27 protein-coding genes are annotated in these 26494 nt (G+C 69.8%); 12 read left to right on the top strand and 15 right to left on the bottom strand.

From position 1 onward, the window contains the following. Window positions 1-100: 100 nt before the first annotated feature. Together ACIBH1_RS02155 and ACIBH1_RS02150 are read right to left on the bottom strand one after the other, a co-directional pair. On the bottom strand, window positions 101-1177 hold the full coding sequence (locus ACIBH1_RS02155) for a BMP family protein (RefSeq protein WP_397311702.1): 1077 nt from the start codon (window positions 1175-1177) through the stop codon (window positions 101-103). A gap of 157 nt (window positions 1178-1334) precedes the next feature. Beyond that, window positions 1335-2384 (bottom strand): BMP family protein, encoded by a 1050-nt coding sequence (locus tag ACIBH1_RS02150; RefSeq protein ID WP_397311701.1) that lies wholly within the window; start codon window positions 2382-2384, stop codon window positions 1335-1337. 114 nt (window positions 2385-2498) lie between these two features. On the opposite strand from ACIBH1_RS02150, the gene ACIBH1_RS02145 reads away from it, so the two are divergent. The 5 genes from ACIBH1_RS02145 (at window position 2499) to ACIBH1_RS02125 (ending at window position 7725) form a co-directional block, all read left to right on the top strand. Continuing rightward, window positions 2499-4220 carry a Xaa-Pro dipeptidyl-peptidase gene (locus ACIBH1_RS02145; RefSeq protein WP_397311700.1) on the top strand — a complete coding sequence of 574 codons (1722 nt, stop codon included), beginning with the start codon at window positions 2499-2501 and terminating at the stop codon, window positions 4218-4220. A 14-nt stretch (window positions 4221-4234) separates the two neighbouring features. Beyond that, window positions 4235-6103, top strand: a complete 1869-nt coding sequence (locus ACIBH1_RS02140) for a Xaa-Pro dipeptidyl-peptidase (RefSeq protein ID WP_397311699.1) — start codon at window positions 4235-4237, stop codon at window positions 6101-6103. Window positions 6104-6231: 128 nt separating this feature from the next. Beyond that, a complete protein-coding gene (locus ACIBH1_RS02135; RefSeq protein ID WP_397311698.1) occupies window positions 6232-6450 on the top strand; it encodes a hypothetical protein in 219 nt (72 codons plus the stop codon). Next, window positions 6447-7106 carry an SRPBCC domain-containing protein gene (locus ACIBH1_RS02130; RefSeq protein ID WP_397311697.1) on the top strand — a complete coding sequence of 220 codons (660 nt, stop codon included), beginning with the start codon at window positions 6447-6449 and terminating at the stop codon, window positions 7104-7106. The genes ACIBH1_RS02135 and ACIBH1_RS02130 overlap by 4 nt, the downstream gene beginning before the upstream one ends. Continuing rightward, window positions 7093-7725 (top strand): DUF998 domain-containing protein, encoded by a 633-nt coding sequence (locus ACIBH1_RS02125; protein WP_397311695.1) that lies wholly within the window; start codon window positions 7093-7095, stop codon window positions 7723-7725. Before ACIBH1_RS02130 ends, ACIBH1_RS02125 begins: the two co-directional genes overlap by 14 nt. 5 nt (window positions 7726-7730) lie before the next feature. Here ACIBH1_RS02125 and ACIBH1_RS02120 read toward each other — a convergent pair whose 3' ends face one another. Continuing rightward, window positions 7731-8963: a M20 family metallopeptidase gene (locus ACIBH1_RS02120; protein WP_397311694.1), complete on the bottom strand. Its 1233-nt coding sequence runs from the start codon at window positions 8961-8963 to the stop codon at window positions 7731-7733. A 55-nt stretch (window positions 8964-9018) separates the two neighbouring features. On the opposite strand from ACIBH1_RS02120, the gene ACIBH1_RS02115 reads away from it, so the two are divergent. Together ACIBH1_RS02115 and ACIBH1_RS02110 are read left to right on the top strand one after the other, a co-directional pair. After that, window positions 9019-9144, top strand: a complete 126-nt coding sequence (locus ACIBH1_RS02115; RefSeq protein ID WP_397311692.1) for a hypothetical protein — start codon at window positions 9019-9021, stop codon at window positions 9142-9144. 192 nt (window positions 9145-9336) lie between these two features. Continuing rightward, window positions 9337-10728 (top strand): peptide ligase PGM1-related protein, encoded by a 1392-nt coding sequence (locus ACIBH1_RS02110; protein WP_397311691.1) that lies wholly within the window; start codon window positions 9337-9339, stop codon window positions 10726-10728. Here the strand turns inward: ACIBH1_RS02110 and ACIBH1_RS02105 are convergent. Continuing rightward, on the bottom strand, window positions 10694-10891 hold the full coding sequence (locus ACIBH1_RS02105; RefSeq protein WP_397311690.1) for an SCO4848 family membrane protein: 198 nt from the start codon (window positions 10889-10891) through the stop codon (window positions 10694-10696). The genes ACIBH1_RS02110 and ACIBH1_RS02105 overlap by 35 nt on opposite strands. Before the next feature lie 90 nt (window positions 10892-10981). On the opposite strand from ACIBH1_RS02105, the gene ACIBH1_RS02100 reads away from it, so the two are divergent. Then, window positions 10982-12070, top strand: a complete 1089-nt coding sequence (locus ACIBH1_RS02100; RefSeq protein WP_397311689.1) for a D-alanyl-D-alanine carboxypeptidase family protein — start codon at window positions 10982-10984, stop codon at window positions 12068-12070. Here the strand turns inward: ACIBH1_RS02100 and ACIBH1_RS02095 are convergent. Both ACIBH1_RS02095 and ACIBH1_RS02090 read right to left on the bottom strand, forming a co-directional pair. Beyond that, window positions 12059-12979: a YihY/virulence factor BrkB family protein gene (locus ACIBH1_RS02095; RefSeq protein ID WP_397311688.1), complete on the bottom strand. Its 921-nt coding sequence runs from the start codon at window positions 12977-12979 to the stop codon at window positions 12059-12061. The genes ACIBH1_RS02100 and ACIBH1_RS02095 overlap by 12 nt on opposite strands. After that, window positions 12976-14007, bottom strand: a complete 1032-nt coding sequence (locus ACIBH1_RS02090) for a VanZ family protein (protein WP_397311687.1) — start codon at window positions 14005-14007, stop codon at window positions 12976-12978. The genes ACIBH1_RS02095 and ACIBH1_RS02090 overlap by 4 nt, the downstream gene beginning before the upstream one ends. Window positions 14008-14066: 59 nt before the next feature. On the opposite strand from ACIBH1_RS02090, the gene ACIBH1_RS02085 reads away from it, so the two are divergent. After that, a complete protein-coding gene (locus ACIBH1_RS02085; RefSeq protein WP_397311686.1) occupies window positions 14067-15248 on the top strand; it encodes an MFS transporter in 1182 nt (393 codons plus the stop codon). Here ACIBH1_RS02085 and ACIBH1_RS02080 read toward each other — a convergent pair. Both ACIBH1_RS02080 and ACIBH1_RS02075 read right to left on the bottom strand, forming a co-directional pair. Next, window positions 15214-15615, bottom strand: a complete 402-nt coding sequence (locus ACIBH1_RS02080) for a hypothetical protein (protein WP_397311685.1) — start codon at window positions 15613-15615, stop codon at window positions 15214-15216. The two genes, ACIBH1_RS02085 and ACIBH1_RS02080, sit on opposite strands and share 35 nt — an antisense overlap. Window positions 15616-15626: 11 nt before the next feature. Further along, window positions 15627-16067, bottom strand: coding sequence for a hypothetical protein (locus tag ACIBH1_RS02075; RefSeq protein ID WP_397311684.1), 441 nt, complete (start codon window positions 16065-16067; stop codon window positions 15627-15629). 74 nt (window positions 16068-16141) lie between these two features. On the opposite strand from ACIBH1_RS02075, the gene ACIBH1_RS02070 reads away from it, so the two are divergent. Then, complete coding sequence (locus tag ACIBH1_RS02070) at window positions 16142-16699, top strand: TetR/AcrR family transcriptional regulator (protein WP_397311683.1); 558 nt, start codon at window positions 16142-16144, stop codon at window positions 16697-16699. Window positions 16700-16732: 33 nt separating this feature from the next. On the opposite strand, the gene ACIBH1_RS02065 is transcribed toward ACIBH1_RS02070, so the two are convergent. Genes ACIBH1_RS02065 through ACIBH1_RS02050 form a run of 4 tightly spaced genes read right to left on the bottom strand, consistent with a single transcriptional unit; the run spans window position 16733 to window position 20276 of the window. After that, on the bottom strand, window positions 16733-17368 hold the full coding sequence (locus tag ACIBH1_RS02065) for a class I SAM-dependent DNA methyltransferase (protein ID WP_397311682.1): 636 nt from the start codon (window positions 17366-17368) through the stop codon (window positions 16733-16735). 11 nt (window positions 17369-17379) lie between these two features. Continuing rightward, on the bottom strand, window positions 17380-17928 hold the full coding sequence (locus tag ACIBH1_RS02060; RefSeq protein ID WP_397311681.1) for an AAA family ATPase: 549 nt from the start codon (window positions 17926-17928) through the stop codon (window positions 17380-17382). Window positions 17929-17949: 21 nt separating this feature from the next. Next, window positions 17950-18954: a tryptophan--tRNA ligase gene (trpS, locus tag ACIBH1_RS02055; protein WP_397311680.1), complete on the bottom strand. Its 1005-nt coding sequence runs from the start codon at window positions 18952-18954 to the stop codon at window positions 17950-17952. Between the two features lie 14 nt (window positions 18955-18968). Then, on the bottom strand, window positions 18969-20276 hold the full coding sequence (locus tag ACIBH1_RS02050; RefSeq protein WP_397311679.1) for a hemolysin family protein: 1308 nt from the start codon (window positions 20274-20276) through the stop codon (window positions 18969-18971). Between the two features lie 74 nt (window positions 20277-20350). On the opposite strand from ACIBH1_RS02050, the gene galE reads away from it, so the two are divergent. Then, window positions 20351-21292: a UDP-glucose 4-epimerase GalE gene (galE, locus tag ACIBH1_RS02045; protein WP_397311678.1), complete on the top strand. Its 942-nt coding sequence runs from the start codon at window positions 20351-20353 to the stop codon at window positions 21290-21292. A gap of 214 nt (window positions 21293-21506) precedes the next feature. After that, window positions 21507-22715, top strand: coding sequence for an MFS transporter (locus ACIBH1_RS02040; RefSeq protein ID WP_397311677.1), 1209 nt, complete (start codon window positions 21507-21509; stop codon window positions 22713-22715). Here ACIBH1_RS02040 and ACIBH1_RS02035 read toward each other — a convergent pair. From ACIBH1_RS02035 to ACIBH1_RS02025, 3 genes are all read right to left on the bottom strand, one after another. Beyond that, window positions 22705-23496 carry a hypothetical protein gene (locus ACIBH1_RS02035; protein WP_397311676.1) on the bottom strand — a complete coding sequence of 264 codons (792 nt, stop codon included), beginning with the start codon at window positions 23494-23496 and terminating at the stop codon, window positions 22705-22707. The genes ACIBH1_RS02040 and ACIBH1_RS02035 overlap by 11 nt on opposite strands. A gap of 77 nt (window positions 23497-23573) precedes the next feature. Continuing rightward, on the bottom strand, window positions 23574-24548 hold the full coding sequence (locus ACIBH1_RS02030; protein WP_397311675.1) for a malate dehydrogenase: 975 nt from the start codon (window positions 24546-24548) through the stop codon (window positions 23574-23576). A gap of 51 nt (window positions 24549-24599) precedes the next feature. Further along, window positions 24600-26462 (bottom strand): serine/threonine-protein kinase, encoded by a 1863-nt coding sequence (locus ACIBH1_RS02025; protein WP_397311674.1) that lies wholly within the window; start codon window positions 26460-26462, stop codon window positions 24600-24602. Between the last annotated feature and the right edge of the window lie 32 nt (window positions 26463-26494).

The following is a 26494-nucleotide window of genomic DNA, read 5'->3' as shown; positions in this document are numbered from 1 at the left end:
CTCCCTCACTGGACGGCCCCGGATCTTTCGTTGATTACTGACGGTAACCCAAAGGGCCCGGTGTGATGAGCACCGGGCCCTCCTAAAGTCTCAGATCAGACTACTTCTGGGGAACAGTGATCTTTCCGTCGATGATCTGCTGCTTGTACTCGTCGAGCTTCGACTTGATGTCGTCGACCTTGCCGCCGGTGACGGAGTAGTCGACACCGCCCGCCTTGAGGTCGTAGATCGTCGCGCCGGCCTTGACCGTGCCGCCGTCGACCGACTTGAGGAAGTCGTAGACCGCGACGTCGACCTTCTTCAGCATCGAGGTGATGATGACGTCCTTGACCGCGGCGTCGGCGGTCAGGGCCTGGTCGGAGTCGACACCGATGGCCAGGGTGTTCGAGGCCTTGGCGGCCTCGAAGACACCGGCGCCGGAGCCGCCCGCGGCCTGGTAGACCACGTCGGCGCCACCGTCGATCATGCCCTCGGCGGCCGTCTTGCCCTTGGCCGGGTCGCCGAAGCCGCTGAAGTCCGGCGGCTGGGTGAGGTACTTGGTCTGGATCTTGATGTCGGCCTTGACGGCCTTGGCGCCGGCCTCGAAGCCCGCCTGGAACTTGTGGATCAGCGGCACGTCGACACCGCCCACGAAGCCGATGTTGCCGGACTTCGACTTCAGCGCGGCGGCCGCGCCGACGAGGAAGGAGCCCTGCTCCTCGGCGAAGAGGAGGTTGGAGATGTTGGCGCCCTCGACGGCGTCGTCGACGATCGCGAACTTGACGTCGGGGAACTCCTTGGCGACCTTGCCGACCGGGCCGGAGTAGGCGAAGCCCACCGCGATGATCGGGTTGAAGCCGCCCGAAGCGAGCAGGCGCAGGCGCTCTTCCTTCTGCGCCTCGGTCTCGCCGTTGGCGGCCTCGAGCTCCTTGGGCTCCAGGCCGAACTCGGAGACGGCCTTGTCGAGGCCCGCGGCGGCGGCGTCGTTGAACGACTGGTCGCCGCGGCCGCCGATGTCGTAGGCCAGACCGACCTTGGCGCCGGACTTGGCGGGCTCGGCGGGAGCGGAGGACGCGGCGCCGCCCGGGGCCGGGCTCTCGGTGGCGGTGGTGCTGCCGCCGCCACAGGCGGCGGCAGCCATGAGCAGAGCGCCGGTCACACCAGTGACGGCCAGCTTACTGACTCGGTTGCGAAGCAAGGTGGGAACTCCCTCTCCGTGCGCACTAACACGTCGCACGCGCGGAACGCACGGCAACTCTCACACAGGGAAGATAGTTGTTGACGGGGAGTGCTAAGAACCTGGGCATAGCTCCGCAACAGGTCCGTTATCCACCTAGGGCTTGTTCGTGATTTGTCTAGCTTGCCGCCACCTTGATCTCACCGTCGATGATCTGCTGCTTCAGCTCGTCGAGTTGCGCCTTGATGTCGTCGACGTGACCGCCCGTGGTGGCGTAGTCGACCCCGTTCTTGGCCAGGTCGTACATCACCGTACCGGTCTGGACGTTGCCGTTGACGTTGGAACCGATGAAGTCATAGACCGCCACGTCCACCTTTTTCACCATGGAGGTGAGGATGCGGTCCCTGACGTCGGCCGACGCAGTCAGCGCCTGGTCGGAGTCGACGCCGATCGCCCACGCGTTGGCGGACTTGGCCGCCTCGAACACGCCCGCGCCCGAGCCGCCCGCGGCCTGGTAGACGATGTCCGCACCGGCGTCGTACATGCCCTCGGCCGCCGTCTTGCCCTTGGCGGGGTCGGCGAACCCGCTGAAGTCCGGCGGCTGGGTGAGGTACTTGGTCTGGATCTTGGTGTCCGGCTTGACGTGCTTGACGCCCTGCGCGTAGCCGACCTCGAACTTCTTGATCAGCGGCACCTGCACTCCGCCGACGAAGCCGACGTTGTTCTTGGTGGTCTTCAGCCCCGCGGCCGCGCCCACCAGGAACGAGCCCTGCTCGTCGGCGAAGACGAGGTTGGAGATGTTGTTCGCGGTCACCGACGCGTCGTCGACGATGGCGAAGTTCACGTCGGGGAACTCCCCCGCCACCTTCTTCAGCGAGGTCGCGTAGGCGAAGCCGACCGCGATGATCGGGTCGTAGCCGGCGTCCGCCAGGAGGCGCAGGCGCTCCTCCTTCTGGGCGTCGGTCTCGCCGGTCGCCGCCTCCAGCTCCCTGGTGTCGGCGAGCCCGAAGTCCTTCTTGGCCTTGTCGAGCCCGGCCGCGGCCGAGTCGTTGAAGGACTGGTCGCCGCGGCCGCCGATGTCGTAGGCCAGCCCGACCTTCATCGAACTGCCGCCCGCGGTGGCACCGCCGCCGCCGGAGTTCGACGAACCCCCGCTGTCGGACGAACCGCAGGCGGCCGCCGCGGTCATGAGGACGGCGACGGCCAGGAGCCTGGTGATGGAACGCACGGTATCTCCTTCTTTAAGCCCGTTACTCCCTTCAGTGACCGGCTTCCGGTATGGCCAACTACGCCTTCTGGCAAAGAATCCGGCGATTAGCATGGCTTTTGGAGAGGAGGCCGGATGCGTCTGCTCGCCAGCCTGCTCGTCGCCGTGACGACCCTGTTCCCGATCGCCGACCCTCCCGGCCTGGAGGTCCGCGGCAACGCCACCCAGCCGGTCTTCTCCCTCGCCGAGGCGATCCACGAGTCGCTCTTCGTCGAGGTCGCGGGCGTCGACAGCGACGACGACGGCCGCGCGGACCGGGTGGCCGTGAGCGTAAGGCGCCCGCGCGAGACCCGGCTGGGGCTGAAGGTCGCCACGATCATGACCGTCAGCCCCTACTCCGGCGGCGGCGCCCCGGTGACGATGCACGCGGCCGACCTCGACGCACGCGGACAACCGCAGGGCAAGGGCCAGTCCGACGAGGGCTTCCCCGGCACCGAGCCCGACTCCTACTACGACGACTACTTCCTGCCCAGGGGCTACGCCACGGTCGACGTCAGGGCCCTGGGCACGAGCACCAGCACGGGCTGCCCGACCGTGGGCGACGCGGTGGAGGCGGCCGGCGCCAAGGCGGTGATCGACTGGCTCAACGGCAGGGCCAGGGCCTTCACCCGCGACGGCAGGCCGGTCAAGGCGGCGTGGTCGACGGGCAAGGTCGGCATGATCGGGGTGTCGTGGGACGGCTCGATCCCGAACAACGTGGCCACGACGGGCGTCGAGGGCCTGGAGACGATCGTCCCCATCGCCGGGATCTCCTCCTGGTACTCCTACTACCGGGCCAACGGCGCGGTCGTGGCCCCCCAGGGCTACCAGGGCGAGGACGCCGACGTCGCGGGCCGCTTCATCCTGACCCGCCCCGATCCGCCGAAGGCCTGCGAGCGCATCCTGTCGGCCATGGCCAGGGCCCAGGACCGCGAGACGGGCGACTACAACGCCTTCTGGCAGGCCAGAGACTACGTACGGCAGGCCGACGGCGTGCGGGCGAGCGTCTTCGTCGTCCAGGGGCTCAACGACTGGAACGTCCGCCCCGACCAGGCCACCCGCTGGTGGCAGGCGCTCAGGTCGCCGAAGAAGATGTGGCTGCACCAGGGCGGCCACCTCGACCCCATGGCGCTGCGCACCTCCGAGTGGCTGCGCCAGTTGCACGCCTGGTTCGACCGCTGGCTGTACGACCTCGACACCGGCATCGAGACCGAGCCCGCGATCGACGTGGAGACGGCGCCGGGACAGTGGCGCACGTCGGCCGCCTGGCCCCCGCCCGGCACCCAGCAGACCCAGACGGCGCTCGAAGGCCCCGCCCGCGCGACTTACACCGACCAGCGGTCCCGTACGGCAGAGCAGCTCGTCGCCCGCAACCCCCACGCCGCCCTCTGGCAGAGCGCCGAGCTGACCGAGGACTTCCGCCTGGCCGGCACCCCGAAGGTCACGCTCGGCGCAGCCCGGCCCTCCCCCTACCTGACCGCCCTCCTGGTGGATCTGGGCAAGGACACCAGGGCGACCGGTCATCAGGAGCCGACGGGCGAGAACCACTGCTTCCCCGGAGGCGGCTGCTACGACCTGTTCCGGCTGGAGACGAAGAGCTCGCCGTGGAAGATCGTCTCCAGGGGGTGGCTCGACACCAGGGACCAGAAGGGCACCTTCACCTGGGAGCTCATCCCCCAGGACCATCTCTTCAAGAAGGGCCACCGCATCGCCCTGGTGATCACCTCGACGGATCGCGACTACACGCTGAGGCACCCGCCGGGTGCCGTGGTCGAGATCTCGAAGCCGACCTTGGTCTTGCCTGGATCCCCCTCCTGACCGACATTGCGCACATGCGAAGAATTCCGATCGTGCTCGCCGTACTCCTGGCGAGCGCCCTGCTGCCGCCGTTACCGGCCACCGCCGGAGAGCCCCCCAGCGTCAAGATCGAGAACAACGCCACCCAGCCGGTGTTCTCCCGGGCCGACGCCATCCTGCAGACCGTCTACGTGGAGGTCGCCGGCACCGACAGCGACCACGACGGCCAGAACGACCGGGTCGCGGTCGACATCCTGCGCCCGAAGGAGACCGACCAGGGCCTCAGGGTGCCCACGATCATGGAGGCCAGCCCGTACTACGCGGGCATCGACTTCACCGTCCCCAACCACGTCGTGGACGTGGACGAGAACGGCAACCCGCTGCCCTCCCTCCTGGCGGCCGAGGCCACGCCCAGGTCCTTCGCCTTCGACGGCTACTACGACAACTTCTTCCTGCCGCGCGGCTACGCCATCGCCCTGGTGGAGAACCTGGGCAGCGGCCGCGCCACCGGCTGCCCGACGGCGGGCGACGTCAACGAGACCGCGGGCCCCAAGGCCGCCGTCGACTGGCTGAACGGCCGGGCCAGGGGCTTCGACGCCGCCGGCGCCCCGGTCAGCGCCTTCTGGTCCACCGGCAGCGTCGGCATGATCGGCACCTCCTACAACGGCACCCTGCCCAACGCCGTGGCCGCGACCGGCGTCGAAGGGCTCAAGACGATCGTCCCGATCGCCGCGATCTCCTCCTGGTACGACTACTACCGCGCCAACGGCGGCGTCGTGGCCCCCGGCGGCTACCAGGGCGAGGACGTCGACGTGCTGGCCAAGGCGGTGCTCACCCGCGACGGCAAGGAGATCTGCCGCCCGGTCATGGACCGGCTGACCGCCACCCAGGACCGCGTCACCGGCGATTACAGCGCGTTCTGGGACGCCCGCAACTACCTCAACGACGTGAGCAAGGTCAGGGCCAGCGTCTTCGTGGTGCACGGGCTCAACGACTGGAACGTCAAGACCAAGCAGTTCTCCCAGTGGTGGGAGCGGATCAGGACCCCGAAGAAGATCTGGCTGCACATGAGCGGGCACCGCGACCCGTGGACCCTGCGCACCCAGGAGTGGTTCCGCCAGCTGCACGCGTGGTTCGACAAGTGGCTGTACGGCCTGGACACCGGCATCGACCGCGAGCCGGCGGCCGACGTGGAGAGCGCCCCGGGCGTCTGGGGACAACACCGATCGTGGCCGCTGCCGGGCGCCGTCCCGGTGCACCTGTGGCCCTCGTCGGGCGCCAGGCTCGGCCTCCTGCCCCGGCCGCTGTCGCCCCGCGAGTCCTACGTCGACCAGAAGAGCCGTACGGCCGAGCAGCTGGTCGCGAGCGCACCCGCCGCCGACCCCAACCGCCTGGCCTGGCTCACCGCTCCGCTGCCGACCGATGTGCGCGTCTCCGGCACGCCGTCGGTGTCGATCAGGGCGGCCGTCAAGTCCGGCGCCTCGCCGTACCTGAGCGCCTTCCTCGTCGACTTCGGCACAGACGCGCGGCCCACCGGCGGCTCGGTGCTGACCGGGGAGACCTACTGCTACGGCGAGAGCGTGCCGGACGACTCCGGCTGTCTTGGGCTGCGCAGGCACGCGCTGGCCGAGGCGCCGTTCAAGATCGTCACCCGGGGCTGGACCGACGTGCGCAACCGGCACAGCGACAGCAGGACCGAGCCGATCAGGGCGGGCAGGGACTACACCTTCCGATGGGACCTGCAGCCCAACGACTACGTCTTCAAGAAGGGTCACCGCATCGGACTGATGATCACCTCGACCGACCGCGACTTCACCCTGAGGTACCCCGAGGGCACGACCGTCGAGGTCACCCCGGGGCTCTCCTCGATCGTCCTGCCGGTGGTGCTGGGCAGGATCACCTGACGGCCTGACCGGAACCCCGGCCCTGCGGCCGGGGTTCCGTTGAGGATCATCCCCACTCGTAGTCCGGTTCCATGTCCACCATCCTTAAGAGTTGACTTATATAAGTCATAGCTGAAATTCTTGCCGACGTGCAAGCCTTCGACGTGCTCGGCGCGGACGGCACCCGGCGGATGTACGCCGTCGGCCCGGCGCCGCTGCAGGAGGTCGACGTCTGGCTGGAGCGATTCCGCCACTTCTGGAACCAGCGCCTGGACGCCCTGGGGACCGAGCTCGCCCGCGGCAAGCACGAACGCCGGCGGACCACCGCCGCCGCACCACCCCCTGAAACGAGCGAGGACGGTCCATGATCGACATCGTCAACCAGATCAACGCCACCACCCGCGAGATCGGTGAACATCCGGTCGCCGAGGGCGCGGGGCGGTCCCTGGTGCTCCGCCGTACCTACGACGCCGCGATCGACGACGTGTGGGACGCCTGCACCGACCCAGAGCGGCTCTCCCGCTGGCTGGCGCCGGTGGAGGGCGATCTGCGGCTCGGCGGCGCCTTCCAGCTCAAGGACAACGCCGGCGGGAAGATCCTCCGGTGCGAGGAGCCGCGCCTGCTGAAGGTCACCTGGTCGCTGGGCGAGGGCATGGACACCGAGGTCGAACTCCGCCTCACGCCGGGTGAGGGCGAGAGCACCGATCTGGAACTGGTGCACTCCAGCCCGGCCGTGATCGTCGACGAGATGGTGCGCGCCTACGGTCCGGGCGGCACGATCGGGATCGGCGGCGGCTGGGACCTGACCCTGCTCGGCCTCGACCTGCACCTGACCGGCGCCGACTTCGACCCGGCCACGTGGGAGGACTCGGCCGAGGCCAGGGAGTTCGCCACCCGCTCCTGCCACGCCTGGGGAGCGGCCGTCCAGGCCGCGTGGGGGGTCAGCGACGAGGACGTCGCCGCGGCCGTCGCCTTCGGAGTGCAGCACTTCGCCCCGCAGGCGGGTCCCGGTGAAGAGGGCTGAGGTCGCCGGGCGGGCCAGGACGCTGCTCCTGTGCGGGGCGGTCGCCGGGCCGCTCTACATCGCCGTGGTCGTCCTGCAGCTGCTCGTCAGGGACGGCTACGACCTCGGCCGCCACCCCGCGAGCGTGCTGAGCAACGGCGACCTGGGCTGGCTGCAGATCGGCAACTTCGCGGTCACCGGCCTGGCCTTCGTCGCGGGCGCCGTCGGCCTGCGCAGGGAAGGCGCGGGCATCTGGGGACCGCGCCTGATCGGCGGGTTCGGGGCCGGGATGGTCGCCGCCGCGTTCTTCTCCGCCGATCCCGTCGACGGCTTCCCGCCCGGCACCCCGGCCGGGCCTCCGCTCACCGTCAGCTGGCAGGGCCTGGCGCACTTCCTGGTGTCAGGGCTCGCCTTCCTCGCCCTGATCGCCGCCTGCTTCGTGTTCGCCCGCAGGTTCGCCGCCGAGGGCCGCGGGGGCTGGGCGGCCTTCAGCGCGGTCGTCGGCACGCTCTTCCTGGCGACGTGGCTGGCGCTCTTCGCCCTGCAGGGGTCGCGGGCGGCCAACCTCGCCCTGGCGGCCGCCATCGCCCTCGCCCTGATCTGGACGTCGCTTCTGGCCTTGACGCACGCCAGGCGGTAGAGCCGTCAGGCGTGCTGGGCCAGGGGCACGCTCCCCGGCTCGGTCACCTGCCCGAACAGGGCGGTCAGCGCGGTGTTCGTCATGAGCCGCACGCCGATCGCGATGGCCCGCTCGTCGACGTCGAAGGTGCCCTGGTGGATGTCGTAGGTCACCCCGGACTCCGGCGAGCGGGTGCCGAGCCGGGCGAAGGCGCCGGGGATCGACTCCAGGTACCACGCGAAGTCCTCGCCGCCGAGCGACTGCTGGGTCGGCACGACGGAGCCGTCGCCCAGCGCCCTGGCGGCGGCCTCGGCGAACATCTGCACGCAGGCGTCGTCGTTGACGACGGGCGGCACGCCGCGGGTGTACTCCATCGTCGCCTCGATGCCGTAGGGCGCGGCGACGGACTCCAGCAGGGCCTTGATCAGGTCGGGCGCGCTGTGCCAGGCGTTCTCGTCGAGGCAGCGCACGGTGCCCTCGGCCACGCCCTCGTCGGGGATGGCGTTGGCGGCGGTGCCGGCCTCGACGCGTCCCCACACCAGCGACAACGACGAGCGCGGGTCGACGCGGCGCGAGAGCGCGGCGGGCAGCTCGGTGAGGATCTTGGCCAGGGCGAAGACGAGGTCGGCGGTCAGGTGCGGGCGGGCGGTGTGGCCGCCGGGCCCGCTGACCCGGATGGCGAGCTTGTCGCAGGCGGAGGTGATCGGGCCGGACTTGAGCCCGACCTGGCCGACGTCGACGCGGGGGTCGCAGTGGAGGCCGAAGATGCGGTCGACGCCGGTGATGCCGCCGTGGGCCATCACCTCGAGGGCGCCGCCGGGCAGCTCCTCGGCGGGCTGGAAGATCAGCCGGACCCGGCCGGGCAGCAGGCCCGCGTCGGCCTGCTGGGCCAGGAACAGCGCGGTGCCGAGCAGGATCGTGGTGTGGACGTCGTGGCCGCACGCGTGGCAGGCGCCGGGGACGGTCGAGCGGTAGGGGGCGTCCTTCTCGTCCTGGAGCGGCAGCGCGTCGATGTCGGCGCGCAGCGCGATCAGGGGACCGTCGCCGCTGCCGACCTCGCAGATGAGGCCGGTGCCGCGAGGAAGGATCGACGGGAACAACCCGGCCGCCGTCAGCCGTGCGGCGATGAGCTTGGTCGTGCGGTACTCCGCGAAGGCGAGCTCCGGGTGCATGTGCAGGTCACGGCGGAACGCCTTGAGCTCCCGCTCCGCCTCCGCCAGGAACGCGTCGAGTTCCCCCCGCAGCTCACGTCCCTGCATTTGTTCACCGTCCCGAACTGAGAAAAGCGCCGCCAGGCGGCGCAAGGAATGTCCGATGATCGCACCCGCTGGTGTCGGTGCCGAGATCGTCAGAGAGGCAGAAGGGTGGGACCCCGATAACGATGACACCAACTTTAACGCTCTGCCTGCCCTCGACGTGGACAACTACACCAAAAGTTGACCTCGGGCACGACCGAAACCGCAGGTCGTCACGATGCGCGACCCACGAAATAGTCACAAGGGATCATTAGATCATCACCCGAAGTGCTTACTTTCAAACTTGAGCTTGGCCCCGAATCCTGTCACCTCCGGTGCTGTTCATCACACTCCACCGAGGCATGCATTTGAGAAGAATGCGTGTTTCACTCGCTATATGATCACCAATATCCCGTTCGAGGCGAAGCATGCACATCTGAGCATCTTCGAACCGAGGGAGGGGACCCTGGTGGTCGTGCCCTCTCTCTCGCTGCCGCAGGACGAACTCCGCAGGATCACGGGGGCCAGGTGCTACGAGGAACGGTTGTTGTTCCTCTTACTGACCCTCAAGCAACCCGGCGTCAAGGTGATCTACCTGTCGTCCGCGCCCGTTGACCCGGCCATCGTCGACTACTACTTCGGCTTCCTGCCCGACCCGGATGACGCCCGCGAGCGGTTGACCATGATCAGCCTGGACGAACCCGACTCGCAGCCGCTCACCCGGACCATCCTGCGACGACGCGAGATGGTCGAGCGCATGCGCGAGATGCTCGCCGGACAGGACGCCTGGCTGGTGCCCTTCGTGATGAGCGACATGGAGGTACGGCTCGCCGACTACCTGGGCATCCCCATCTACGGACCGGCGATGGAGCTGGCCTACTTCGGCTCGAAGAGCGGCTCACGCGACATCGGCAGGCAGGCGGGCGTGCCCATGGCACGAGGCTTCGGCGACCTGCGCACCGTGGCGGAGATCGAGGACGCCGTCGACTCCCTGCCCGGCGAACGCGTGATCATCAAGCTCAACGACGGCTACTCCGGCCTGGGCAACGCCATCCTGCCCAAGGACGACTGGAACGCCATCGACTTCTCGGCCGACGGCGAGACCTGGCAGAGCTTCATGGCCAAGTTCGCCGAACGCGGAGGCGTGGTCGAGGAGTTCATCGAGCACCGGCCGCTCTTCTACCCCAGCGCGCTGGCGCGCATCACCCCCGGAGGCCACTACGACGTGGTCGCCACCCACGACCAGGTCCTCGACGGCCACGTCTACCAGGGTTGCACCTTCCCCGCCCGCCCGGAGTACCGCGAGCACGTCACGCGCTCGGCCTCCAGGATCGCCAAGACGCTGGCGGGGCACGGTGTGGTGGGCATCTTCGGCATGGACTTCTTCGCGATGAAGACCGACGCCGGCTACGCGGCCCTGCTGTGCGAGATCAACCTGCGCATCGGCGGCACGACGCACCCCTTCGGCGCGACCCTGCTGACCACGGGCGCCACCTACGACCCGGCCACGGGGCTGCTCATGGCGGGAGACCAGCCGAAGTACTACACCGCCACCGACAACTGCTACACGACCTGCATGAAGGGGCGCACGCCCGCTGACGCCATCCGCGCCGTCGAGGCGGCAGGGCTCGGCTTCGACGCCGCCCGCCGTACCGGCAACGTGCTGCACCTGATGGGCGCCATCCCGGAGTACGGCAAGCTCGGCTTCACCACGATCGGTAACTCCAGGGAGGAGGCCGACGAGCTCCACGCGCTCACGCGCCGCGTCCTATGCCCCGGAACCCGATGATCCCCAGGACGGCCGCGAGCACCAGGTTGACCCCGATCAGGATGCCGTGGACCACATAGAAGGCGGTGGGGTGATCGTCGGCCAGGTTAAACCCAAGGCTGATCCATTCGAAGATCATGAATGCGGCCAGCCCGATCAGGAATGCGGCGACCTTTCGTGACATCATCATCCCTCGAGTATCGCGGGTTGATCTTCGGGGAACTGTCGCCACATGGGCGGCTACGCTGAGAGCGCTATGGCGAAGAGATTTGTGGTGTCCGCGGCACTTGTGGGCGTCGTCGCGTGGCAGGCGCCCGCGCTCGCCCACACTCCCCCGGTCGGCGGCGACCTGCTGGGCAACAAGGGGATCGTCCGGCCCGAGGGCATCAAGGCGCCGCCCAAGACGAAGGCCACCTCCTTCGTCGTGGCCGACGCGGGCACCGGGCAGGTGCTGGCCGCCAAGGACGCCCACGGGCGCTACCTTCCGGCCAGCACCCTCAAGGCGCTGACCGCGCTCACCCTGATCCCCAAGCTCGATCCCGACCTCAAGGTCAGGCCGAGCGCCAACGCGGTCAACCAGGAGGGCTCGGCCGTCGGCCTGTCGGTCAAGACCACCTACAAGGTCTCCGACCTGTTCAGGGCGCTGATGATGTCATCGGGCAACGACGCCGCGATGGCACTCGCCGAGACCAACGGCGGCCTCACGCAGACCCTCGCCGACATGAACGCCGAGGCGCGGCGGCTGCAGGCCAACGACACCGTGGCCAAGACTCCCAGCGGCCTCGACAAGAAGGGGCAGAGCAGCTCCGCCTACGACCTGGCGCTCATCGCCAGGGCCGGGCTGCAGAACCCCTCCTTCCGCGAATACATCACCACCAAGGTCGCCAAGTTCCCCGCGCCCAAGAAGTGGTACGAGATCGCCAACCACAACAAGCTGCTGTGGCGCTACAAGGGCATGATCGGCGTCAAGAACGGTTGGACCTCCAAGGCGCTGGGCAGCTTCGTCGGCGCCGCGACCAGGGGCGACAAGACGATCATCGTGGCCGTCATGCGGCACGAGGGATACTTCTGGGAGGAGGTCGCCGACCTGCTCGACTGGGGCTTCGCCGCCAGCGGCAAGGTGGCCCCGGTGGGACAGCTGGTCGACCCGCTGCCCGACCCCGCCGTGGCCCAGGCCGCCGCGCCGAGCGCCACCCCGTCGTCGTCGGCGCCCGCCCGCGCGCAGCCGCTGACCGACGCGGTGGCCGACGGCCAGGACGACACCAGCCGTTCGGCGGGCCTGGCGGTCATCGGCGCGGGGCTGCTGTTCGGCCTGGTCTGGCTGGGCTACGGTCTCAGGCGCCGGCGCCGCTCACGAGTCTGATCCGCCGTTGGTGGGCGGCGGGGTCGGCGAGGGCGGCGGGTTCATGCCCGCCGTGGCCGTCCACGCCGCCACGTAGAGCACCAGCCGGGCCGAGAAGTTGATCCACACCAGCAGGCCGACCATCACCGCGAACGCGCCGTAGATCGGGTTGCCCAGCGTGTGTCCCAGCAGCAGCGAGGCCAGCTGCTTGAGTATGCCGAAGCCGATCGCGCCGAGCAGCGCGCCGCGGGCGATGACCTTGAACGGTTGCACCGGCCTGGCGATCCAGCCCAGCACGATCACGAACATCAGCCAGTCGGCCACCAGCGAGGCCAGGGTGCCGGTGAACCAGACGGTGCTGACGTCCTTGAGCCCGATCCACGTCGCGACGGTCGTCGTGGCCGTCGTGGCGAAGCCCGTGACGAGTGCCGAGGCCAGCAGCGTGGCGCCGACCATGAGCAGCGAGGCCACGTCGCGCACCTTGCCGAGGAAGAAGTTGAGCGGCGGCGAGGTGGTCATGTACATCTCGCGCAGCGACCCTCGCAGCGCGTCGACCGCGCCAAGCCCGGCGTAGGCCAGGCCGATCAGGGCGATGATCCCGGCGCTCGCCCTGGAGTCGGCGATCCGCTGCAGGTCGAGCTGGTCGGCCATGCCGGGCAGCTGGTCGGAGATGACCTTGTTCAGCTCCGACTCCAGGTCGGCGTTGTCGGCCAGGACGAAGCCGAAGATCGAGAACGCCAGCACGATCAGCGGGAAGAACGACAGGAACGCGAAATACGTCACCGCACCGGCGAGACGGTCGCCGAACCGCAGCTGGTAGCGCTGCACGGTCCTGATCAGATGGTCGATCCACGGCCGCCGAACGCGCCAGTGATCGACGAGGCGCCTGCCCCGCTCCTTGGCCGAGTTGACCCGCTCGATCAGCTTCATCGCCCCATCACAACTGCCCTCGTCACCGTGGATGTACCGCTCAGGCGCCCGGCGATGCTGCGGCCGGTCAGCGCGACGATCAAGTGTGCCACTGCCAGCACCCCGATCCACAGGGGTTCCTCCAGGGCGAAGAGCACCACGAAAGGCAGCGGGAACACCAGGAACCTGACGAACACCCGCATCCTGCTCGCCGGTCCCGCCCTGCCCGCGTCGGCGAGGGCCAGGTGGAGCGAGGCCCTCCCGGGTCCCGACCGGTCCCTCCGCATCAGCGGGAGCCCGAGCAGGCACATGAAGCCGATGAAGTAGAGCATCGCGTCACTGGTGAGCTCGGAGTCGACCTCGAACACGGCCAGCACGATCGAGGCCGCCGCTGCCGCGAACCACCAGACGGCGAAGTCGAGCAGGTCGCCCAGGCCCCGCCGTACCAGACCAGGGGGCCGCAGGTCGGCGCGCGGCCGCGGCCACGCCGACGGCAGGACCTTCATCAGCGGTACGGCCAGCAACCAGCCGATCGCCGTGCCCGTCGTGTTGGTGATCAGGTCGTCCACGTCGAAGAGCCGGTAGGGGCACGGGTAGAGGCCCCAGTTCCCGGTCAGCTGGGTGAACTCGACGGTCAGCGAGAGCGCGAAGCCCACCACGACGCTGTGCGCCGGCCCGCGCCCGTAGCGGTACTTCAGGAAGAAGCCCAGCGGGGCGAAGAGCACGAAGTTGAAGAAGACCTGCAGGAAGGCCTGCCGGCGGTCGGCGCCGTAGACGATGTCGTCCAGGGAGGCCAGCGGGCGCAGCTGGGGGTGGGCGAGCGCGGCGTGCGCGCTGCAGAACTGCGCAGGGTCATCGATTTCGGGCAGCGGGAACAGCGTGAAGGCCACCACCGCGCACGCGTAGAGCACCAGCGCGGCCGCCACCAGCCCCGACCAGAGCCCGACCCGGCCGAACCCGGCGTACTGCCGCGAGACGAACGGCAGCGCGCCGAGCACGATGACGAACGGCGCCATGATCAGGGCGATCGCCAGGTTGGTCTCGTACACCCCCACGCTCTATGGCTGCCCGGCGAAAACCCACGTGCCACCCGGGGGACAGTCAACCTATGATCGGCGCCGTGCCCTCGCTGACGGCTCCCTACTGGCGGTTGTGGACGGCCCGGACGATCTCCTTCACCGGCGACTCGCTGAGCCTCGTGGCGCTGATGGTCCACGTCGCCGACTCCACCGGCCGCGCCCTGGCGGTCGCGCTGCTGCTGCTCGTCGGTGACTTCGCGCCCGCCCTGCTGGGCCCGCTGACCGGCGCCGTCGCCGACCGGTACGGCAGGCGGCGCGTCATGGTCGGATGCGAAGTGGTCCAGGGCCTGCTGGTCGCGGCGATCGCGATCTGGCTGCCGCCGCTCCCCGTGCTGCTCGTGCTCGTCGGGCTGCGGGCGATCGCCGGGCAGCTCTTCCAGGCCGCCTCCCGCTCGGTCGTGCCCGAGCTGGTCCCCGACGCCAAGCTGGCCCGCGCCAACACCCTCCTCGGGATGGGCACCAACGGCGGCGAGGCCCTCGGACCGATCGCCGCGGCGGCGCTGCTGGCCGTCTCCGACATCAGGGGCGTGCTGCTGGTCGACGCCGCCACCTTCGCCGTCTCCGCCGTGCTGCTCCTGCGCATGCCCGCCTCGCCTTCGGCTCCCGAGCCGGGCGGCTCCCTGCTCGGCGACACGCGCGAGGGGCTGCGCTACATCTTCACCACGCGCCTGGTGCGAGCGGTCGGCCTGGGCTTCTTCTCGGTGGTGCTGTTCAACGGCATCGACGACGTGGCGCTGGTGTTCCTGGCCACCGAGACCTTCGACGCGGGCGACGCGGCCGCCGGACTGCTGCTGGCCGGGGTGGGGATCGGGCTGTTCGCCGGATACCTGCTGCTGACCAGGACGGTCCGGCTGTCGATGGTGACGCTGCTGCTGCTCGGATTCGCCGTCAGCAGTGCGGGCAACCTGGTCACCGGCTTCGCGTGGGCGGTGTGGGCGGCGATGGCCGTGCAGACGATTCGCGGGCTCGGCATCGCGGCCATGGACGTCGCCTCCAACACCCTCATCCAGCAGGAGGTTCCCGCGCAGCTGCTGGGCCGGGTCTTCGGCACCCTCTACGGCGCCATCGGCGTGGCCGCGGCGGTGTCGTACCTGGGCGGCGGGGCGCTGCTGGAGATCACCTCGCCGCCCGTGGCGTTCGTCGTGGCGGGCGCGGGAGGGCTGCTGGCGACCGTGCTCACCTGGACAGCTCTGCGTCGCGTTCGGCCGTGATCCGGCGCTCGATCTCGGTCCAGTCGATCGGGAGCGTGCCCGCGTCGGCCTGCCAGAAGACGAAGGTCGACTCCTTCATCACACCCCGGAGCTTTCTCATCGTCGTCTTGTGCGGTTCCGCGGCGGCGTAGGCGTAGACGGCCTTCTTGTCGCTCCAGGCGGAGACGGTCCAGAAGGTGCGCTTCGTCAGGTCGGCGCGCAGCGAGACGCCCAGGGCGCCCGGGGAGCGCAGCGCCTGACGCCAGACGGAGATCGACTTGAGGAAGAAGCGGGGGACGTGGCGGAGTGACTTGACCTCCAGGCGGGAGGCCATGACGACGGCCTCGCCGTCGTGGTCGCCGGTCTTGATCCACGGGATGGTGGGCATGGTGGGTCCTTTCAGAGGGAGGCCGCGATGGCGGCCGCGATGTAGAAGACCTGCTCGATCGACCTGCGCACGATCGGCGTCGCCGGCTTGCCGAGCAGCGTGACCTGCCGTCGCGCGGCCGAGACGTTCGCCGGGAACATCACGACCATCAGCACCGCCAGCGCGATGGCGGCCGCGGTGGCGGTGCGCTCGATCAGCAGGCCCACCGCCCCCGCCAGCTCCAGCACGCCGGTGACGGTCACCAGCAGCCCGGGGGCGGGCAGCGACGGCGGCACCATCGCGATCAGGTCGCGCCGCATGGCGGGCACGAAGTGGGCGCTGGCGGTGACCGTGAACATCAGCGCGAGCCCGCCGCGCAACGCCGGCTGCCAGCCGTCGAGCGCGTCCACTCCGGCCAGGCCGATCAGGCGCAGGACGATGAATCCGCCGATGAGGGAAACCAGGGGGGCCATGGGACCAACTCCAATCTTGTCACTGACAAGATGCCACGATGCGCTAAACTTGTCAATGACAAGATGGGAGCACGATGTCCTACCACCACGGGAACCTGCGCCGAGCCATCATCGACGCCGCCGTCGAGGCGATCGGCGAGACCGGCACCGCCACCTGGAGCCTGCGCGAGCTGGCCAGGCGCGCGGGCGTCTCACACGCCGCGCCCGCCCACCACTTCGGCGACAAGGCGGGCCTGCTGACGGCCGTCGCCGCCGAGGGGTTCGAGCTGTTCGCCGACGCCCTGGGCGGCGCCGGCGACGACTTCCTCGACGTCGGAGTCGCCTACGTGCGCTTCGCCGTCGAGCGTCGCGCCTACTTCGAGGTCATGTGGAGGCCGGAGCTGTACGACACCGACGACCCGTCGGTGGTGCGTGCCCGCAGCCGAGCAGGGGAGATTCTCGTGTCCGGATCCCGTTCGCTGCCGGGGAACGTCGAGGGCGACTGGGCGGGGGCGATCGCCGCCTGGTCGACCGCGCACGGCTTCGCCAACCTGTGGCTGACCGGCGCCCTGCCGTCCTTCGTCGGCGACGACCCGGCCGCGGCGGCCCGCCCGGTCCTGGAGGTGCTCACCCGCGGGCGGGCGACGGAGTGAATCAGCTCCCGGGTCGCGGGATCCCGTCGCCCTCTACTCGATCCGCCGCCCCATCAGATATCCCCGTGCCGCCACCCCTTCGGCCTCCGGCTCCCGCACCATCCGCACGTCGACACGGAAGCCCGCTGCGACCAGCAGCCCGGCCACCCGTTCCAGGGGCCGCAGATGAGTGGTCAGCGAGATCTCCATCCCGAACCCCTCGGCGAGGTGCCGGGTCTCGTCCCCCACCTGGAAGGCGAGCGCCACCCGCCCTCCGGGCGCCAGCACCCGGCGGAACTCGGCGAAGACCCCCGGCAGCCGCTCGTCGGGCACGTGGATGATCGAATACCAGGCGACGATCCCGCCCAGCGACCGGTCGTCCCTGACGATCGCGGTCATCGACCCCACCTCGAACCGCACCCCCGGATGCGCCAGCCGGGCCAGCTCGACCATCCGAGAAGACAGGTCGACCCCCGAGACGTCCACCCCCAGCCCGTGCAGGTAGCCGCTCACGCCCCCGGGCCCGGCGCCCACGTCGAGCACCGGCCCCGCGACCTCCTCGGCGAAGGCGCCCAGCAGGGCACGCTCGATCGGCGTCGAGGCCAGTTCGTCACGAAACCGCTCGGCATAGCCGGCGGCGACGGCGTCGTAGGAGTCTCGGGTAGCGCTCAGGAAGGCGGGCTCGGTCATGCCAGAGAACCCTAGCCAAGCCCTCCGACAATGCATCCGCCCAAGGTGTCGGCCAGCCGCGTCACGTCGACCTTCCGGGTGGTGTCCACGACGTGCGTGCATCCCAGCCCCATCGGCCCGGCCCCCTCGGCGAGCCGCCGCCAGTCGTCGTCGCCGACCAGAGCGCCCCGGTGCACCGCGTGCCTGGACGGCTCCCGCGCCTCGTACCTCTCGCGCGCCACCGCGGCGGGCACCTCGCACCACACCTCGTGCGCGGCCGGCGCCCCCGCCCTCCGCAGGCCGTCCAGCGCCACCTGGCGCAGAGCGGGGCGCCAGAAACTCTCCAGCACCGCCCCGCGCCCGGAGTCGGCCAGCAGCGCCCAGAGCATCTCACCGGAGGCCATGCCGAGGCTCTGGCTCCACGCGCGGGGGCTCATGCCCGGCGGGGTGGGGAGCGTGTCGGCCAGGGTCTCCTTCACGCGGTCCTTGGCGAGGAGCGGGAGGCCCATTTCCTCGGCCAGCCGCACGGCGAGCGTGGTCTTGCCGGCGCCGGGCAGGCCGTTGACCAGGATGGCGATCATCGCGGGCCTCCGGCGCCTCTCTCACGCTCCGGGCAGGAACCCCACCCGGTCGCGCACCTGCGCCATGGTCTCCTGCGCCACCGCCCGAGCCTTGCTCGCTCCCGCCGCGAGCAGCCGGTCGAGCTCGCCCTCGTCGGCGAGCAGCTTCTCGGTGCGCTCCCTGATGGGCTCGAACGTGGACACGACCACCTCGGCCACGTCCTTCTTGAACGTGCCGTACCCCGCCCCCGCATACCGCTCGACGAGCTCGGGGATGGGCGTGCCGGTCAGGGCCGACTGGATGCGCAGCAGGTTGGAGATCCCCGGCTTGCCCTCCTCGTCGAAGAGCACCTCGGACCCGGTGTCGGTGACGGCGCGCATGACCTTCTTGCGCAGCGGCCCCGGCTGCTCGAGCACGTCGAGGATGCCGGCGGGCGAGGAGGACGACTTGGACATCTTGGCCGTGGGGTCCTGGAGGTCGGTGATCTTCTCGACCTCCTTGAGGATGTACGGCTCCGGCAGCGTGAAGGTGTCGCCGAGCCGGTGGTTGAAGCGCTGGGCCAGGTCGCGCGTGAGCTCGAGGTGCTGCTTCTGGTCGGCGCCGACGGGGACCCGGTTGGCCTGGTAGAGCAGGATGTCGGCCGCCTGCAGGATCGGGTAGGTGAACAGCCCGACGCTGGCGGAGCTCTCGCCGTACTTGGCGGACTTGTCCTTGAACTGCGTCATGCGGGCGGCTTCGCCCATGCCGGTGATGCAGTTGAGGATCCAGGCGAGCTCGGTGTGCTCGCGCACGTGCGACTGCACGAAGACCGTGGAGGCCGACGGGTCGAGGCCGCAGGCGAAGAGCTGGGCGGCGGCGACGCGGCTGCGGCGGCGCAGGTCGGCGGGGTCGGTGGGCACGGTGATCGCGTGCAGGTCGACCACGCAGTAGAACGCGTCGTGGGTCTCCTGCAGCGTGACCCACTGACGGACCGCACCCAGGTAGTTGCCCAGGTGGAAGGAGTCCGCGGTGGGCTGGATGCCGGAGAGAACACGAGGTCTGGCCATAGCCGTCAATTGTGTCAGCTTTCGGAGGCGGGGGGCGACTCGATCACGGCGTGCCGCTTGACGTGTACGCGGGCGACGCGGCGGCCGTCGAGTTCGGTGACGGTCATCTGGAAGCCCGGGATCTCGACCTGTTCGCCGAGGTCGGGCACGTGGCCGAGCGCGGCCATGACGAAGCCGCCGAGGGTCTCGTAGGGCCCGTCGGGCAGGCGGATGCCGGTCTCGCTGGCGAAGTCGTTGAGGTTGGTGAGCCCGTCGATCTCGATCTCGCCCGGCAGGCGCACGGTGGCGTCCTCGGAGTCGTACTCGTCGCGGATGTCGCCGACCAGTTCCTCGACGAGGTCCTCCAGGGTCACGATGCCGGCGGTGCCGCCGTACTCGTCGACGACGATGGCCAGGTGGTGTCCTTCGCCGCGCATCTCCGACAGCGTCGACAGCACCCGCTTGGAGGCGGGCACCATCTTGACGGGGCGGATGGGCACGAGCTGGCTGATGGGTTCGATGCGTCCGGTGAGCACCGGGTCGAGCAGGTCGCGCACGTGGACGAATCCGAGGATCTCGTCGTATGACTCGCGGTAGATAGGGAAGCGGGAGTGCGGCATGGCCGCGGCCAGCACGGCGGCTTCGGCGAGAGGGGTGTCGGCCTCCATGAACTCGACCTCGGTGCGCGGCAGCATGACCTCGCGCAGCTGGCGTTTGCCGGCGGCGAAGACCTCGGCGATGAGGTTGCGCTCGTCGGCGGTCAGTTCGGCGTGTCCGACCACCATGTCGCGCAGTTCCTCGGTGGTCATCTTCTCGCGGTCGGCCTCGGGGTTGCCGCCCAGGAGGCGGACGACCCCGTCGGTGGACTTGGACAGCAGCCAGATGACCGGCCGCGACAGGGAGGCGATCCGGTCGAGCATCGGCGCCACGAACAGCGCGAAGCCTTCGGCACGTTGCCTGGCCAGGCGTTTGGGCGCGAGCTCTCCCAGCACGAGGGAGACGTAGGAGATGGCGATGGTGACGAGCACCAGCGCGACGACCTGCGAGATGGCGTGCGGCACTCCCCAGGATTCGAGCACGGGGAAGAGCACGGCCGCGAAGCGGTCGGCGCCGAAGGCGGCCGAGAGCATCGTGGCCAGGGTGACGCCGATCTGGACGGCGGACAGGAATCGGTTGGGGTCGCGGACGAGCTTGGCCACGTGGGCTCCGCGTCGGCCCCGGGTGCTGAGTTTGCGCACCTGGGACTCACGCAGGGAGACCATGGCCATTTCGGCCGCGGCGAAGTATCCGCCCACCACAATGAAGAGCAGGACGAGGGCGATGTTGGCGATTAGCACGTTCACGGCGGTGCCAGCGTACTCGGGAGGCGTATGCTGAGAAGAGCCACACATTCAAACTTATTCCAACAGAGGTGAACATGAGGCTCCTGGTCACCGGAGGCGCCGGTTACATCGGCAGCGTCGTCGCCGCACAGTTGCTCGAAGCGGGACACGAGGTGACCGTGCTCGACGACCTGTCCACCGGGCACGCCGACGCCGTCCCCAGCGGCGCGCGCTTCGTCCGGGGCGACATCGCCGAGCCCCCGCTCGACGGCATCGAGGCGGTGCTGCACTTCGCCGCCAAGTCCCTCGTGGGCGAGTCGGTGGAGAAGCCGAGCCTGTACTGGTCGCACAACCTGGGCGGCACGCTCGCCCTGCTCGACGCGATGCGCCGCGAGAACGTGAACAAGATCGTGTTCTCCTCCACGGCGGCCGTCTACGGCAATCCCGAGGGCTCCCCCATCCTGGAGACCGCCCCCACCCGCCCGACCAGCCCCTATGGCGCCTCCAAGCTGGCGGTCGACACCGCGCTGACCACCTTCGCCGGGCTGTACGGCCTGGGCGCGGTCAGCCTCAGGTACTTCAACGTGGGCGGCGCCTACCAGAGCTTCCGCGAGCGGCACACGACCGAGACGCACCTCATCCCCAACGTGCTGAAGGTCGCGACCGGCGAGAGGTCCCAGGTCAACGTGTTCGGCACCGACTACCCGACCGACGACGGCACCTGCGTCAGGGACTACATCCACGTCTCCGACCTGGCCAGGGCCCACCTGCTGGCCCTGGAGGCCTGCACGCCGGGCGAGCACCGGATCTACAACCTGGGCAACGGCACGGGCTTCTCGGTCAAGGAGGTGATCGAGGTCTGCCGCGAGGTGACCGGTCACGCGATCCCCACGGAGGTCGGCCCGCGCCGCGAGGGCGACCCGGCGATCCTGGTCGCCTCGAGCGACAAGATCCAGCAGGAGTTGGGCTGGAAGCCGGAGAAGACCGAGATTTCGGACATCGTCAGGGATGCCTGGGAGGCGCTTCCCCTGAAATGACGCGCCGAAGCTGAAAGTATGCTGTGATGCCGAATGTGAGGAGCTTTTCACCAAGGGTCACCAGATTGATCTTTGTCGCCCTCATCCTGGTCGGCAGCAGCCTGGCAGCGGCCGGAGTGGTGTTCGCGACATCCGCCCCCACTCCGGCGCGCATCCCGCAGCCCACCTGCACCCTCCAATCGGGATAAAACACCTCAACGGTAATCTTCCGGGCATGCTCCCCGAACCCGGCCCCGTTCGCGCGCTCTCCCTCGCCGTGCTCCTGCGATCCACCGGTCGCGGGCTGTTCCTGACGGTCAGCGTGCTCTACTTCCTCAACGTGGTCGGCCTCTCGGAGACCCAGGTCGGCCTCGGCCTGACCATCGCCGGCCTCGCGGGCCTGCTGGGCAGCCTGCCCGCGGGACGCCTGTGCGACGTGATCGGGCCCCGCGCGGTCAACGTCGCCTTCTGCGCCGCCGGGGGCCTGCTCGTCGCCTGCTACGGCTTCGTCACCGGTTTCGTCGGCTTCGCCCTGGTCGCCGCCCTCGTCTCCTTCGCCGAGGCCGCGGACGGCACCGCCCGCGCCACGCTCATCGGCGGCGCCGTACCTGCGGAACGACGCGTCGAGGTGCGCGCCTACCTGCGCGCGGTCACCAACGTCGGCTGGTCGCTCGGCGGCCTGGTGGCCATGATCGCGCTGGCGGTCGGCACCCGACCCGCCTACCTGGTCATGCTGTACGGCTGCGCCGCCGCCTACCTGGCCTCCGCCGCGCTCACCCTGCGCGTGCCGGACGTCCAGCCGGTCGCCAAGCCCAAGGACGGCCCCACCTGGGTGGTCCTGCGCGACCGCCCCTACGCGCTGCTGGCCGTACTGAACGCGATCCTGGTCATTCACGGACCGCTGCTCATGGTCATCCTGCCGATGTGGGTCAAGCACGTCGGCGCGCCCAACCTCATGGTCGCCGCGATCGGCCTGATCAACACGGTCATGGTCACGTTCCTGCAGGTACGGCTGAGCCGCAACACCCATGATCTGACCGGTTCCGCCAACGCCCAGCGGCGCGCCGGAGTCCTGCTGCTGCTGGCCTGCGGCCTGTTCGCCCTGGCCGCCGGTCAGCCGGAGTGGCTGGCGATCACCGTGCTGGCCGCCGGCGCGATCCTGCACGTGTTCGGCGAGATCCTCCAGGCGGCCGGCTCGTGGGGGCTGTCGTACGAGCTGGCCCCGGCGCACGCCCTGGGGCAGTACCAGGGCCTGTACAACATGAGCTGGCAGGCGGCCAACGTCGCCGCCCCCGCCCTGCTCACCGCCGTGATCATCGGCTGGGGATGGCCGGGCTGGCTGCTGATCGGGCTGGTCTTCGTCGCGGCCGGCTGTGCCGTACCGCCGGCGACCCGATGGGCCGAGCGCAGCCGCGCGCGCGAGGCCGTCGCGGTCACGGCCTGAACATCACCCGCGAGACGTTGTTGGCCGGCCGCCGGTCGCCGAGCACGGACGAGTAGACGTTGGCGACCACCGGCCGCCGCCCCCCGCCCAGGCCCAGGCGCAGCTTGAGCCGCTTGCCCGAACCGACGGTCCGCAGGCGGCACAACACGTGGCCGGGGCGCGGACGGCACCGCGCGCCCTCCGCCGAGATGAGCCTGCTGGCGCCGGTGCGGAAGTAGAGCAGCGCGTCGCGTACGGCACGCGGCCCGCGGTTGCGCACCACCGCCGACAACTGGTGCCTGCCCGCCGAGCGCAGCCGTACCTGCAGGTCGGCACCCTCGTCCACCCGCGTGAAGGTCATGTGCGTGTTGTCGGCCTCGTTGGCGTCGGAGACCTCCGACGTCAGGGAGGCGACGGCGCGCAGCGGCCCGATCGCGCCGGGCCGGACGATGCCGCTGATCTGCACCTCACCGGTGCCGCCCGCGAGCACGTCGGACGACGAGGGGCAGGTCACCTCGTTGGGCGCGCGTCCGGGGCGGCAGGTCGCCACGTTCACGCCGACGATGTCGACGTCGGCGGGCAGCACCACCTTGAGCACCGGGAGCACGGCGTCGCCCGGCCCGGCGTTCTTCACCCGCACGCGGAAGAGGATGGGCTGGCCGGGCTGGGCGATTCTCGGATGCGAGCTGAGCTGTACCGAGAGGTCCGCACCGCCCCATTCGCCCGCGTACACCGCGCTGGGTGCCACGATCACCGCCATGCCGACAAGACCGGCGCACAACTGTGCCGGAAAGCGCCCCATTGAAAACCCCCTGGTCACATTCAACGCTGTGACCAGGGGGAACGGGTTGTCCGACACACCCCTAAACGAGGCGCCCGTCAGATGAGGCCGAGCTCCCTGACCGCGTCGCGCTCCTCGGCGAGCTCCGCGACGGAGGCGTCGATGCGCTGGCGGGAGAACTCGTTGATCTCCAGGCCCTGGATGATCTCCCACTGCCCGTTGACCGAACGGCACGGGAAGGAGGAGATGATGCCCTCGGGCACGCCGTACGAGCCGTCGGACGGCAGCGAGACCGAGGTCCAGTCGGTGCCGTTGACCCAGTCGTAGACGTGGTCGATCGCGGCGTTGGCCGCGCTGGCGGCGCTGGACAGGCCGCGCGCCTCGATGATCGCCGCGCCGCGCTTGGCGACGGTCGGGATGAAGGTCTCCTTGTACCAGGCCTCGTCGACCTGCTCGGCCGCGATCTTGCCGCCGACCTCGGCGTGGAACAGGTCGGGGTACTGGGTGGAGGAGTGGTTGCCCCAGATCGTCATGTTCTTGATCTCGGTGACCGGGACCTGCAGCTTGGCGGCCAGCTGGGCCAGCGCGCGGTTGTGGTCGAGACGAGTCATCGCGGTGAACCGGTCGGCCGGGACGTCGGGCGCGTTCTGCTGCGCGATGAGCGCGTTGGTGTTGGCCGGGTTGCCGACCACCAGGACGCGGATGTCGTCGGCGGCGTGGGCGTTGATCGCCTGGCCCTGCGGCTTGAAGATGCCGCCGTTGGCGCTGAGCAGGTCGCCGCGCTCCATGCCGGCCTTGCGCGGCATCGCACCCACCAGCAGGGCGACGTTGGCGCCGGCGAAGGCGACGTTGGGGTCGTCGGTGATCTCGATGCCCGACAGCAGCGGGAACGCGCAGTCGTCGAGCTCCATGGCGGTGCCCTCGGCCGCCTTCACCGCCTGGGGGATCTCCAGCAGGCTCAGCTTGACGGGCACATCGGCGCCGAGCAGCTGCCCTGAGGCGATGCGGAACAGCAGCGCGTAGCCGATCTGGCCGGCGGCTCCGGTGACGGTTACCTTGACGGGCGTGGCCATGGCCTTCCCCTCACTCGCAGTTGGATGGTGACGTGTGGATGTTACCGCCCGTCAATCGCAGGGGGTCGCGGTGGGCTGCTTGGTCTCGGCCTCGAAGCGAACCTTGCCGAAGTACTGACGCATGAGCTTGGCCATGCGGCCGCTGGAGTACAGGTCCGAGACGATGCCGTTGATGGCCTTGCAGGTGCGCACGTCTCCCTGCCTGATGCCGATGCCGTACGGCTCGTCGCTCATCTTCAGCCCGAGCACGCGATAGCGCACCGGCTCACGCTGGGCGAACCCGGCCAGCAGGTAGTCCTCGCCGGGGACGGCGTGCACGGCGCCGCTCTTGAGCAGGTTCATGCAGTCGCCGTAGTCGAGACCGCGGACGATCTTGTAGTCCTTCAGCACGTCCTGCAGGCTGCCCACGGCCGCGCTCGGCTGCCCGCAGATGGCCTTGCCCTCCAGGTCCTTGGCGCTCGCGATCCCCGCCCCGTCGGCCACCAGGACGTCGTGGTGGGCCAGGTAGTACGGCCCGGCGAACGTCACCTTGTCGCTGTCGTTCACCGTGTAGGTCGCGATCACCAGGTCGACCGTGCCGTTGGCCAGCCACTTGGCGCGATCGGCGCGGGCGACGGGCTTGAAGGTGATGTCGGCCTTGGGGTTGAGCGCCAGGGCGATGCGCCTGCCCAGCTCCACCTCGAGACCGGTGATGACGCCGGTGTCCTTGTCCTCCAGGGCGATGTTCGGCAGGTCGGCCTTGACCCCGATCACGATCTTCCCGGTCTTGGCCACCTTGTCGGCCAGGGAGGAGAACCTCTCCTCCTGCGGGACGGTGGGCGCGGGGGTGGGCCGCTGGCTGAAGGTGAGAGGGATCACACCCTGCATCACCAGCGCCACCGCCGCCGCGACCACCAGCACCACGCCCAGGGCCAGGCCGATCCACGGGCCCTTCCTGCGCTGACGTGCCGGAAGCTCGGGCCCGGCCGTCTCGACGGTCGGGACCGGCGGCGGGATCGGCATCGACGGCTCCGCCACCGTCAGCCGCTGCCTCGGGATCGGCGCCGTGTCGTCGCTGGCCAGGACCGCCCCCTGGCTGAGCACCGCGGTGTCGGCGCCGTGGGTCTCCGGCTGGCCCAGGAGCCTGAGCAGGATCTGGTCGGCCGTGGGCCGCTTGCCCGGCTCCTTGGTCAGCGCCGCCTGCACGGCACCGCGCAGCGGCTGCGGGATGCCGCTCACGTCGACCTCGTGGTTGAGGATGCGGTTGAGCACCACCGCGATCGAGGTGCCCTCGAAGACCGCCTGGCCGGTCGCCGCGAACGCGATGGTCGCGCCCCAGGCGAACACGTCGGTGTAGGGGCCCACGTCGTCGCCCGAGATCTGCTCGGGCGCCATGTAGGCGGGTGTGCCGATCGCCCGGCTGGTGATCGTGCCGGTCGAGTCGATGATGCGCGCGATGCCGAAGTCGACGACGCGCGGACCGTCGGCCGCGATCAGCACGTTGTCGGGTTTGAAGTCGCGGTGCACGATCGAGGCGTGGTGGATGGCCACCAGCGCCGTCGCCGTCCCGATCGCCAGCCGGTCGAGCTTGGCGCCGCTCAGCGGCCCGTCGCTCTCGACGACCTCCCGCAGCGGGCGGCCGTCGATGTATTCGCTGGCGATGTACGGAGTGTCACCCTCCAGGTCGGCCTCGACCACGCGTGCCGTACAGAACGACGCCACCCGCTCGGCCGCCTTCAGCTCCCTCGCGAAACGCGATCTCGCCGACTTGTCCCCGCTGAACTTGATGTGCAGCAACTTGATCGCCGCACGCTCGCCCTGGTCGTTCTCGCCGAGGTAGACCACCCCCTGGCCACCCTCGCCGATGCGCCCGGCCAGCTTGAACGAGCCCAGTTCTCTGGGATCGCCCGCCACCAGTGGCGCGATCTGCGGCATTCGTCATCCCCACGTAGCACAAAGCCTGACGA

This window comes from Nonomuraea sp. NPDC050663, assembly GCF_044456985.1.
In the GTDB taxonomy this organism is placed as follows: Bacteria; Actinomycetota; Actinomycetes; order Streptosporangiales; family Streptosporangiaceae; genus Nonomuraea.
Note: the sequence above shows the minus strand (reverse complement) of the source record. Positions and strands in the feature narration are given on the sequence as shown.